9 protein-coding genes are annotated in these 12,068 nt (G+C 45.7%); all 9 read right to left on the bottom strand.

Annotated elements, in window-relative coordinates:
* Positions 1-104: 104 nt before the first annotated feature.
* Positions 105-1,277 (bottom strand): NAD(P)-dependent malic enzyme, encoded by a 1,173-nt coding sequence (locus L696_RS0102095; RefSeq protein ID WP_025682176.1) that lies wholly within the window; start codon positions 1,275-1,277, stop codon positions 105-107.
* Positions 1,278-1,331: 54 nt separating this feature from the next.
* Entirely contained in the window at positions 1,332-2,891 is a 1,560-nt protein-coding gene (gene citF / locus L696_RS0102090) for a citrate lyase subunit alpha (protein ID WP_025682175.1), read from the bottom strand.
* Positions 2,892-2,901: 10 nt separating this feature from the next.
* A complete protein-coding gene (gene citE, locus L696_RS0102085) occupies positions 2,902-3,783 on the bottom strand; it encodes a citrate (pro-3S)-lyase subunit beta (protein WP_025682174.1) in 882 nt (293 codons plus the stop codon).
* A complete protein-coding gene (gene citD, locus L696_RS0102080) occupies positions 3,784-4,077 on the bottom strand; it encodes a citrate lyase acyl carrier protein (RefSeq protein ID WP_025682173.1) in 294 nt (97 codons plus the stop codon).
* Between the two features lie 51 nt (positions 4,078-4,128).
* Positions 4,129-6,366, bottom strand: coding sequence for an ATP-binding protein (locus tag L696_RS0102075; protein WP_049827238.1), 2,238 nt, complete (start codon positions 6,364-6,366; stop codon positions 4,129-4,131).
* 190 nt (positions 6,367-6,556) lie between these two features.
* The gene (locus tag L696_RS0102070) at positions 6,557-7,906 is read right to left on the bottom strand and encodes a 2-hydroxycarboxylate transporter family protein (protein ID WP_025682172.1); all 1,350 of its coding nucleotides are present in this window, start codon (positions 7,904-7,906) and stop codon (positions 6,557-6,559) included.
* A 663-nt stretch (positions 7,907-8,569) separates the two neighbouring features.
* Entirely contained in the window at positions 8,570-9,268 is a 699-nt protein-coding gene (locus L696_RS0102065) for a response regulator transcription factor (protein ID WP_025682171.1), read from the bottom strand.
* A 526-nt stretch (positions 9,269-9,794) separates the two neighbouring features.
* Positions 9,795-11,615, bottom strand: coding sequence for an ABC transporter ATP-binding protein (locus tag L696_RS0102060; RefSeq protein ID WP_025682170.1), 1,821 nt, complete (start codon positions 11,613-11,615; stop codon positions 9,795-9,797).
* A gap of 98 nt (positions 11,616-11,713) precedes the next feature.
* Positions 11,714-12,068, bottom strand: a 355-nt coding sequence (locus L696_RS28090) for a solute carrier family 23 protein (protein ID WP_280740111.1), incomplete at its 5' end; no start/stop codon positions are given.

Genomic DNA, 12,068 nt, shown 5'->3' with positions numbered 1-12,068 from the left:
TTTTTCTGCATGGAGTCAGAATAAGCAGAATGGCGCATCCCACACTCTGCAAGCGAAAGGATAGGATGCGCATCCTGTTTATTTGTTCTGAAAAGACAATGTCTTTATTTTCTTACAACACCGCTTTGTTCTGCGACGATTTTTACTGCTTTGCTAACTGCTGCACTTACACTTTTGTCAATCGCATCTGGAACGATATAGGTATCATCAAGCTCCCCGTCTGTTACCAGATCTGCGATGCTTCTGGCTGCCGCTAATTTCATTTCCATCGTGATGTCCGTGGCCTTGGCATCAAACGCGCCTCTGAAAATACCGGGGAATGCCAGCAGGTTATTGATTTGGTTGTGAAAATCCGATCTGCCGGTCGCAACAATTCTTGCTCCGCCTTTGTGTGCTTCCTCCGGCAAAATTTCTGGAATCGGATTGGCAAGGGCAAAAATGATGCTTTCATTGCTCATGGTTTGTACCATTTCTTTTGTCATCACATCTGCAACCGATAGGCCGATAAAGATGTCCTTGCCTTTGATGACTTCTGCAAGGCTGCCTGTTTCTTGATCACGATTCGTCAGCTTGGCGATTTGCTGCTGAGGTTCATTGAGAGAGGTGTCGCCTTCGACCAAGGCACCATCAATATCGCAGAGAACGATACGCTTCGCTCCTGCAACAAGCAATAGCTTGGCGGTGGCAATACCCGAAGCTCCTGCTCCATTGATGAGGATGCGCACATCCTCCATTTTTTTGCCCACAAGTTTCAAGGCATTAAATAACCCTGCAAGCACAGCAACTGCCGTTCCATGCTGATCATCATGATAAACCGGAATGTTCAGTTTTTCTTTTAATTTGTCTTCAATATAGAAACATTCCGGCGCCTTGATGTCTTCAAGATGAATGCCTCCAAAACCTGGGGCGATCACTTCAACCGTGCGCACAAACTCGTCTGGATCCGTGCTGTCGATACAGATAGGGAACGCATTCACCCCACCAAATTCTTTGAGCAACAAGGCCTTGCCCTCAATGACAGGCAGCCCTGCCTCAGGGCCAATATCCCCCAGACCCAGCACTGCTGTCCCATTCGTCAGAATCGCCACGGTGCTCCCTTTAATCGTGTATTCATAGGCTTTGCTCTTATCTTTGGCGATTTCCTTGCATGGCTCGGCAACGCCAGGTGTATAAGCTATCGCTAAATCCTGTTTACTTACGACTGGTACTGTCCCTGAAATTTCCAGCTTACCGTTTCTTACGCGGTGTGCCTGTAAGGCGGCTTCTTTTATACTCATAAGTTTGTTTGTACTGAGCAGCTGCTCAATACTTCCTCCTCTTGGTTTATAATTTTAGCGTCCTTGTTTCACTTGACGAATTACATCAATTACGGAACCATCACGATATTTGATAACACCCACAATTTTATCTTCCCATTGAATCGGCTCTGGTTTGCCGACAATCCGCGTAGCCTTCTCTTGCAACTCTTCGATCGTGAAGACAGGGAGCTTGGCGGCTTTGAAGCTAGCCAGGAGATCCTGGCGGAGAGGGTTCACAGCGATGCCCTGATCGGTAACCAGTACGTCAACCGTATGACCTGGTGTGATAATGGTATTTACACGATCAAGAATGGCAGGCATTCTTCCGCGAATCAGCGGAGCGACGATGATAGATACTGCAGCGCCTGCCGCCGTGTCGCAGTGTCCGCCGGAAGCTCCACGGATGACCCCATCGGACCCGGTAATTACGTTCACATTAAAATTCAGATCAATCTCCAGCGCACTCAGCACAACAACATCCAGTTGGTGAGCAGCGCAGCCTATATTTTCAGGGCTTGCATAATATTCCGCACAAATTTGTTGATGGAATTTGTTCTTTCTCAGCGATTCTACGGCACGCAGGTCGAAGCTCTGCACGTCCAAAAGCTTTTCAATCAAACCTTCTTCATGCAGGTCAACGATTTGTTGGGTAATACCCCCCAGCGCAAAGCTTGCTTTGATATTGGCGGCAAGCATTTTTTCCCGTAGAAATCTGGTAGTTGCAAGCGCAGCACCTCCAGAGCCGGTTTGTAATGAGAATCCATCCACGAAATATCCGGATGCTTCAATCACATCTGCCGCGTTTTTGGCAATTAACAGTTCCTTCGGATTCTTCGTGTAACGGGTAGCCCCTGAGACAATCCCCTTCTGATCACCGATGCGATCCACGACGACCACATAATCCACCTGGGTTTCAGGAATGGCGAATGGAGTGTTCGGATAGGAGACCAAATGGTCAGTGATCATCACAACATTGCGCGCATATCGTGCATCTACCATGGCATAACCCAGGGAGCCGCATGCCGATGGAGCTTCGTTTGCGCTGGAAGTTCCGTTTGCATTGCCGTATGCATCGCAAGAAGGAGCGCCCAAAAAGGCTACGTCAATCGGACATTCCCCTGATGCAATCGCTCTTGCGCGACCACCGTGAGAGTTAATCGTCACCGGAATATCAAACCATCCGTAGGAATATGCCTGAGCCAGCTCGCCTCTAAGGCCACTGGTCTCGATTCTGCGGATGACACCGTTTCGCACATGCTCTACCAACGGCGCATGAATATCCGTCAAGGAGCTGGCTGCCAGGACAAGATCACGAATGCCCATTTTGGCGATTTTATCCATAACCATATTCAAGATAAAGTCCCCGTTGCGGAAATGGTGGTGGAACGAGATCGTCATCCCATTACGCAAGCCTGTAGCTTCAATGGCTTTCTCCATCGAATCCATGATTTTGTTTTTGGCAGGATTTTGCTGGCGGTCTTTTAACCGCTCTGTATTTTTAAATTGCCCGTAAGTCGATTTGCGATCAAAGGGAGTTATCGCATCAAGTCCCTCAATAGCCAGAGGAATTTCTCTCCCAGCACCGTTTAGCATAACATTCACCTTACTCTACGTTTATTTTTGCCGCTTCCGCCAGGTCAAGCACTCTACGCGCACGTTCTACAATCGGACGGTCAATCATTTTACCGTCGAGACTGATCACACCTGAGCCTTTTGCCTCCGCTTCGAGACTGGCCTCAATGATCCGCTTTGATTTTTTGATCTCTGCTTCCGTTGGCGTATAGATACGGTTTACAATCTCGATCTGACGCGGGTTAATAATAGATTTGCCATCAAAGCCTAGCTGTTTGATCAGCTTCACCTCGTTGGCAAAGCCTTCCTCATTATTTACATCCGAGTAGACTGTATCGACAGCAGCAATGCCAGCAGCTCTTGCCGCAAATAATATAAGGCTTCGTGCTGTCAATAGCTCAATGCCCTCTGGCGAGCGCGTTGTCTTCAGGTCTGTGACAAAATCCTCCGCTCCGATGGCGATACCGATAAGCCGCTTGCTGGCAACCGCAATTTGCGCCGCATTCAATGCGCCCATGCCACTCTCAACCGCTGCAAAAAGCTTGATTGTCCCATGCTCCATGCCGATCTTTTGTTCAATTTCGGTAATCAATTCATCCGCCTCAATCACGTCATCGGCGGTCTCCGTTTTCGGCAATCGAATGGCAGTTGGCTTCGCTCGTACAATCGCTTCAAAATCGTCTCTGCCATACGGCGTATGGAGTGGGTTTACCCTGACCAGTACCTCAATTCCCCCGAAATCAAAGGTTTTCAAAGCCTGGTAAACCAGCAAACGCGCCGCATCTTTTTCGTATAGGGAAACGGAATCCTCAAGGTCGATCATAATCGAATCTGCCCCATAGATATGGGCGTCCCGGATCATCCCTGGGTTATTCCCCGGAACATACAACATGGTCCTTCTCAGTTTCTGCATCTATTCCGCCTCCCATGGTCGGCAGTCGCCCTCGACCACTCTGCTTACGGCTGTCATTACTCTAGCCTTAATGGCGCAATCCAGTGCGCCTTTATCATTCGCGCGGACATATGCATGCTCAATGCCCATTCCTTGTAATGTTTCGAGAATCACTTTGCGAATCTGGTTCCCAAACTGATTCTCTACGGTACTTTTCAACTCGATTTCAATACCTTTCGTCCCGTTCGGCTCAATGGAAATCGTAATATCGCTTGATTCCAGTGTACCGGCCATGCCTACTTGCTGAATAATCAATGTCTACACCTCTTTTGCTAATTGGATGGTAGATACTCTCCATCTTAAGGATTACAGAACCTTATAAATCATTTGTGCCATATCTGAACCTGCTACAGGCTTACACATGTATTCATCAATGATCAATCTCTCCTTGTATGCCACCACATGATCCTCGACATAGCCGGTAATCAGGATGATCTTCATACTTGGGTTGATTACCTTAATACGTTCAGCTAATTCCGTACCCGTCAGATAAGGCATTGCCTGATCCGTAATGACCAGATCGTAATGGTTTGGAGACTTTTCAAACCGCTGCAATGCTTCCACACTGTCTGATTCTGTCTCAACGTGGAAACCATACGATTCCAGTCCTCTTCTCATCGCTTTCAATACGCGCTGTTTATCATCGACCAAAAGAATACGCTTTTGTTCAGTAAACACAGGGTTCTTATTTATCTCTGTCTCTTTTGCTACAAACTCCGTTTTCGGCAGATACACCGTAAACGTGCTACCCTTGCCCAGTTCCGAATCCACGGTAATAAATCCTTGATGTTTTTCGAGAATGCTTTGGACGATATACAATCCAAGCCCCGTACCCTCTCCTGTCGGTTTGGTTGTGAAAAAAGGATCAAAGATTTTCTGCAAGGTATCGTCACTCATCCCTCTACCCGTATCCGAGACAGATAAAGTAACGTAATCGTTGACTTCCAAGACGTTCTCGCGGATTTTTTTTACCTCTTGCAAGGGAGAGGTATCCAATATGATTTTTAGTTCGCCACCGATTGTTTTCATTGCTTGATAGGCATTGTTGCACAGGTTCATAATGACTTGATGAATCTGTACTTTATTTGCAAAAATAACGGCTGAATCTACCCGTTTTTTGAACACAGCATTCACTTTGGGCGAGAGGAAGGATTTTACGAGTCCCAGTGCCTCTTCGACCTGTTCTTCAACCTTGACCGGAGCGTTTTTCTTGACCTTTCCACTCTCCAGCCGGCTCAATAGCAGGATTTCCTCGATTATCAATCTTGCTTTCTCGGAAGCATCATAAATCTCACTGACGTAATCATAAATTTCTTCAGCAGGTTCTATCCTGCTAAGCATGATTTCTGCATAGCCTCTGATGGGAGTTAGCAAATTATTGAAATCGTGGGCGATTTCCCCTGATATCGTGCCGATCAACTGTAGCTTCTGCGAGTGCTGCAATTGTAGATCCTTTTTTCTCAACAGCTCGTTTTTGTTATTCAGTTCCCGCAAATACCTCGTCTCGTATTCCAGAGCCTCTTTATTTTTCTTCGTCCTCATGATGATATAAACGGCACAAGCCAACGTCAGGACGATCATTGAAAAAATCTCAATGGTTTTAATTCGATTTTGTGCAATCGGTTCTCTCACATCATCGTAGTTCATGGCGGCGGCAACCACCCAAAACGAGTCACCGAGATGAACACGAGAAAATGCCTCGATCTTTTTCGTCTTGGTATAGAATTCGTCACCCCACCAGTACGAATTGTAGAAAGCCGAGCCTTGTTCCTGGGTAAGCTGCATTTTGAACAGTTTCTCTAGGTCGCGGTAATCAAGCCCCGGGTATTTAGCCTTAATCGCTGATAGCGATAACCCGATATTTTCTTCGCTCGGGTGCATGAGATAGTAGCCTTGCTGATCCTTGACATGGATATAACCCTTGGTCCCCACGCGAATCGGCTTCAACAGCTTCTCATACACAGCGTTTAGATTTACCACACTGATAAGCGCACCTTGAAATTTCCCGTCGAGATAAACAGGCTGAAACAGATGCACAATATAATTGCCTTGCCTCTCCAGCTTGGCACTTGCGATGAACGGTTTTTTTTCTCGCAGCACCCTTTGTATATCATCCTTGATTAATTCATAGGCTTTAATCGCATCTCTACGTGTGCGCTTGGGAAATGTGTGTACCACTCTCCCCTCTAGGTTCACCTGGCTAATCCGATAGATGCTATCTTTTTTGGCGGCATAATAAGCAGATAGGTTTTCGTCAATCACAGCTTCATTCTTATTTGCTATGGCGAGCGACATCTCCCGGTTTCCTGTCAATATTTGCAGCGTGTGCATTTGTTCGTCGAAAAAGGATTCAATAGACGTGCTGTTTAACTTGGCAATCGTTAGCAATTGCTGCTGCTGCTGTTCAATTACGGTACGTTCTCCGTCCATATACGAGCCATAGGCCATCCACAGCAGAACTAGAAAAGAAATCGGAAGCGCTAGCTTAGTGATGAATGAAAAATGACTTCGATAATGAAACAGTATCTCTCGTTGAAATCTCATCCTGTTTTACCATCTCCATCGAGCTAGTAGCCCATCAGTCCCTAGCCCTAGTACTAGGACTGGTTCGCTTCCGAATTATACCAGTTATTCACATTCGTCTACGAAATGGTGTCTCAAGACAACTTCATTGTAATGACAAGATCTTAAAGTATCCTGTCAAATTATTAATTTTTTTTAAGATTTCACTACCTTAGTGTGTAAGGTATCGCAGCAGGAAAATAGCAAGTGTTACCGTTGCGGCACCACCGAGACGTGTGGATACCTGGGCAAATGGCATGAGTCCCATTCTATCGGCTGCGGAAAGAATCGCAACATCCCCTGTTCCACCTTGGCTGCATCGAGTAGAAGTAATAATCGCAGCTTCAACCGGATACATTTTCATCCACTTACCAGCAAAATATCCACCCACAACCACGGTTAATACAGTTACAAAAATGGTGATGAAATAAGCAGGGCTAATTACAGAAATCAGTGCCTCCCATGGTGTTTTAGCAACACCTACCGCAAGCAGGAGCGGGTACGTTACAGCGATAACAAAGAAACGTTGCATCTGTTGCGCTCCGTCTTCAAGGAATTTTGGCAACCAACCAAAATATTTTGCCAGGAATGCCGCAAAGAGCATTACGATCGGACCAGGCAGACCAACAAACTCAGCGGCTAAGGAACCTACCATGAAGAATCCGATAGCTAAAATTGCTCCGGCAGCCATTTGGTAAAGATCAAGCGGTTTTTTGTTTTTATCCTCTGCAAGTCCCAAAACATCGCTATCCCCTGTTTTGAGTAGCGTGCCGTTACCGGTAAGTTCTGGTTTTCTATCTCCCAGTTGTTTCAACAAGCCGGACAGGATAATAGCACACAAGCTACCCAACATGACCGCAGGAATAATCATGGCAAATTGTTCACCTTGAGTCGAACCTAAAATTTGGCTGTAGCCGATAGAGAGTGGAATCGCACCTTCACCAACGCCTCCCGCCATGATAGGAGCAAGGATATAAAACAAGGTATCATACGCTGGGATTCCCAAAGCCACACCTGTAAGCAAACCGACGCCTGTTCCGAGAATGGAACCAATCGTCAAAGGGACAGCCAATCTAACGACCGCTTTAATCATGAGTTCCCGGTTCATACCAAGGATACTACCCGCGATAACGATTGCGATGTACACATACAGGAAATTGGTATTATCCATAAAGTCAGTAACGGAATCAATTGCTGACTGCGGGAGAAGATGAGCATACACCATGTAAGAAGGAACAAACGTTGCCATAATGGCTGCTCCGCCAATATCCTTCAGAATAGGAATTCGCTTTCCAATTTCCGCCAGAATAAAGCCATACAATACCATGACAGATACAGCCCCAGGCATGTCATTACCGAGCTTTCCGGAGTTCATCAGCAAGTAGACAACAGCCATAAACGGGATGTAAAGACCTACAGGAATGACCCCTCCAATCTTGTAATTCAACACCTTTTGCCATTTGGACTCTGTTCGTGGCTGTAGCTTAAGCTCTGCGGCTTCTTGTAGATTATTAGTGACCACTTGATCGCCTCCTAGATGATCAATCTGCGTTTATCCTCGAATCAATCGCTAGCCCAGGTTTTCACAAGACTTTGTTGTAAAACGGTTTCACTCATTGGATGATTCGAGATAACTAAATTGTAAAAAGAAAATCTTAAAGTATTCTGAGTAATCCTTAAATGTTTTTAAGAACCTGTGACAAAAATATGTTAGCGCTTTCAAAGAAAAAAACTACGGTTGACTCATTTACTAACACAGCTTGTTCAGCATTTTGCATAATATGCTTCCGGCTAAAGAATCTCGACGAGCACGACAAACTCACCGCAGCGGAGAATATGTTCATTCCCACTGTGGCGTCCCGTGGTTCGTCGGTACATCGTCCTGGTTTGACTAAAAAACGTTCTGGTCATTATGTGTCCGGTTTTAAGTTTGCAGTCTAGACGACGGGCTTGGCAATATCTTTGAGATAGAGGTATGTTTGAGGTAGAGGTATGTGTGAGGTAGAGTCGCTACAATTTTATTAGAGACATTGTGATGCCGCCCTCCAAAGTTATGTATTCCCTTTTATTACTACTAAATTAAGGATGGCTAGAGAAATAATCAGCCGTAGAAAAAAAAGCCCCCCGAGTCCATCGGCGTGCTTTCAAGAGAACGTATACAATTGAATAGAAGTATATTGTTAATCTATCTTTCAACGGAAAAACGATATCCGATTCCCCAGACGGTTTTGATATATTTCGGATTCGTGGGATTTTCTTCAATTTTGGTCCGCAGGTGTCTGATATAGACCATAATCGTATTATTATCGACAACCGTATCTTTCCAGATGTTTTGATATAGCTGTTCTTTCGAGAAGACCTGATTGGGGTGCTCCATAAAAAATTTCATGAGTTGTAATTCTTTTGATGACAACGCGATTTCCTGATTATTTTTTTGAAACGTATAGGTATGATGATTGAATAGAAATGGTCCCAACGCAATGTGTAAGGCTTGTTGTTTTGATTCCTGAAGCTGGCGATATCTTTTAATCTGGTTCTTTACCTGAGCACAAAGCACAGGAGGACTAAATGGCTTGGTAATATAGGCATCTGCCCCAAGTCCAAGTCCAATGATCTGATCTGTGTCTTCTTTTTTTCCGCTCAGAAAAATGATTGGCGTATGGATGCCCATATTACGCGTTTGACCAAGCACATCATAGCCATCAATATTTTCCATCATAATGTCCAGGAGGACGAGATCGAATGGCTCCTCGCTAATCATCCGCATGGCTTCCACGCCGTTTTCAGCCTGAAGCACAACCATTCCATCGCCTTCAAGAACCGTTTTAATCAATTTTCTGATAGCGATTTCATCGTCAACAACCAATACTCTCGGTTTGCTCATTCTTGACCCCATTCCTTTCTAAAAATCCTCTTACGAAAACCCTTTTTAACAATATAAAAAAAACAAAAAACACATCACTTTTTTATTCATGACAAATATTTAAATATCTGTATATAAATGAGTTCATACGGAGTCAATCCCATTTATTTTCTTAGTGCGTTAATGGGAGCAAGTTGCTAAATGAATTGACTTTATTCTTGCTTCTCGGTGTCCACTTTTAGTCTAGCATCATTTTAGCCAACTCTATATGTTGTATGTCATACAGCTTCATTCACAAATATTCCTTTGTTTCTGCTCTTATATTTTGCTCTTATGCTCTTGAACTTTGCTCTTGAACTTTGCTCTTGAACTTCCCCTGCCCTTCACATAAAGTATGGACCCTTGCGGCACCAGCGAAGCGGGTGATTTGAATCCAAAGAAGCGGAGCGTTCGCCTTTGCCTCTGAATTCCAACCTTCTGTCTTATTACAATCAGAGGAATTCAGAGGCAACAGCGATCGGAGGATCAAATCGCACGCGAAGCGGCCTCAAACACGCTCCATACTCCTCTCCCCCATCTCCACAAACTGCTTTTGAGCCAGCTCGCGGTATACCTGATGGGACTCTATTAACTCGGCATGAGTTCCTGCCCCCGTCACCTTACCCTTGTCCAGCACGATAATCTGATCGGAGTGAACGACCGTAGACAAACGGTGAGCGATAACAATCGTCGTACGACCTTCCATCAGATTCGCCAGCGCTTTCTGCACCTCATGCTCGGATGAACTGTCCAGACTGGAGGTAGCCTCGTCCAGCATAAGAATATCCGGGCTACGTAGAAGCGCACGAGCAATGGCAATCCGTTGACGTTGCCCGCCGGAGAGCTTCATTCCCCGCTCACCCACCTCAGTCTCATAGCCTTGCGGTAAATCCATAATAAACGCATCCGCGTACGCCATCGTGGCTGCCTGTCTCACTTCCTCCAGATCAGCTTCCCGTCCCAAGCCATACGTGATATTATCTCTGACTGTTCCGGTCATCATGGAGCTTTCCTGCGACACATAACCGATTTTGGAGCGCCAGGAGGATAATGTATATGACGATATCGGTTCATCTCCATAACAGATTTCCCCTGTATCTGGTACATAAAAACGCTCCAGCAATGAAAACAGCGTCGATTTACCACTCCCGCTCGGACCTACAAACGCTGTCGTACGGTTAGCCGGGATTACCAAATTCGCGTTATGAAGTACCTCTTCACCTTCGGTATAGGAAAAAGCAACATCACGCAGCACAATATCCCTGCTTTCTTTTGCTGCTTCCAGCTTCAATTCCAGTGGCTCCTCTTCATGATCCAAAATCGTCTGAATCCGCTCGGTAGCTCCAACCACCTTTTGCAAACGTGAATACAAGGTCGTGAATTGTGCCATCGGCGTAATTACCTGAAACAGCAGCAAAATAAAAGCCACCAAATCCCCCGCGGTCAGCACACCCGATGCGACTCGAACACCACCTACACCCAAAATAATAACCAGTACAGCGGTCAGCAAGAAAGTAGAAATGGGACCTACCAGTGCCAAAATACGAGATTCCTGCAAGCCAAAACGGAACATCCGGTAAATCCGATCCTCTCCGGCCTGTGCTTCTCTGCTTTCCGTGCCGTAAGCCTTCACCAGCCTGATTTCGCCGATAACCTGACTCAGCACTGAGGTCAGATCTGCCATCTCGTCCTGCTGCTTTTTGGAAATACGATACATTTTCCGTCCTACCGGAAATAAAATAAGAGCTGTTAGCGGAACAATAGTCATAATAATGAGCGTCATAACCCAATCCAGATAAAATAACAACGCAATACCGCCAATAATTGCAATCACATTAGAAATCAGGTTGACAAGATACTCCGTAATGAGGTTCATAATCAGGCTTGTATCATTGGTGACACGACTCATCGTATCTCCTGACCGATTCCGATCAAAGTACGGGATCGGAAGAGACAAGATTTTATGCCATAAGCGTTTGCGTAAATTAGCCACAATTTTATGCCCGGCATAGTTCAGCATATAAATGGAAACCGCCGAAGCCACTGCTTGAAGCACAAAAGCACCAAGCAAACCCAAAATGACCATTCGGTTCAGTGAAGAAAAGGTCAAACCGTCGATCAGTCCCTTGGTCATCAGCGGTACAATTAAACCGGCAGTCGTCTGAACCAGGGTCAGGATCATGGCAATGGTGAGAATGGCCTTGGGTGGATGTGCGCTCGCAATCAATTTGATAAACCGACCCATACCAGCCCTATCGGGTCTTTTAACCGGCTTTTCCTGCTTCCAGTCCTGTTGTTCATCTTGCTCTAAATGATGCTCATTTTCCATAAAACATCAACCTCGCTTCCAATTCTGACCATTCTTGTCCAAACAACAACACCCGCGCTCTGCGCGGGTATGAACAGTACAGCCTATCTTCGAGTTTACTACACCAGAGAATGAAGCACAAAGTTAGCCACAAACAATACAGAAATGATATACAATGCGACAGGCACTTCCTTGCCTCTTCCTGCTGCCAGCTTGGCTACGGGGTATGCAATAAAACCAAAGGCCATCCCGTCTACAATGCTATAAGTAAAGGGCATCATCACCATGACCAGAAATGCAGGAAACGCCTCGGTAAAATCACTAAAATCCATCTCACGGACATTTTGTACCATCAGACCGCCAATGATGATGAGCACGGGCGCAATGGCACTATCCGGAATATAAGCTAGTAACGGAATGAAAAAGAAGGTTGCCCCGAACAAAATGGCAGTGACCAGCGGCGTCGCCCCTGAG

Origin of the sequence: Paenibacillus maysiensis, from assembly GCF_000520815.1 — a bacterium.
Classification (GTDB): Bacteria; Bacillota; Bacilli; order Paenibacillales; family Paenibacillaceae; genus Paenibacillus; species Paenibacillus maysiensis.
Note: the sequence above shows the minus strand (reverse complement) of the source record. Positions and strands in the feature narration are given on the sequence as shown.

Excerpts from the sequence above, each read along its gene's own strand:
- L696_RS0102095 (WP_025682176.1), bottom strand. The coding sequence starts at position 1,277 with ATGAGTATAAAAGAAGCCGCCTTACAGGCACACCGCGTAAGAAACGGT.
- citF (WP_025682175.1), bottom strand. The coding sequence starts at position 2,891 with ATGCTAAACGGTGCTGGGAGAGAAATTCCTCTGGCTATTGAGGGACTT.
- citE (WP_025682174.1), bottom strand. The coding sequence starts at position 3,783 with ATGCAGAAACTGAGAAGGACCATGTTGTATGTTCCGGGGAATAACCCA.
- L696_RS0102075 (WP_049827238.1), bottom strand. The coding sequence starts at position 6,366 with ATGAGATTTCAACGAGAGATACTGTTTCATTATCGAAGTCATTTTTCA.
- L696_RS0102065 (WP_025682171.1), bottom strand. The coding sequence starts at position 9,268 with ATGAGCAAACCGAGAGTATTGGTTGTTGACGATGAAATCGCTATCAGA.
- L696_RS0102060 (WP_025682170.1), bottom strand. The coding sequence starts at position 11,615 with ATGGAAAATGAGCATCATTTAGAGCAAGATGAACAACAGGACTGGAAG.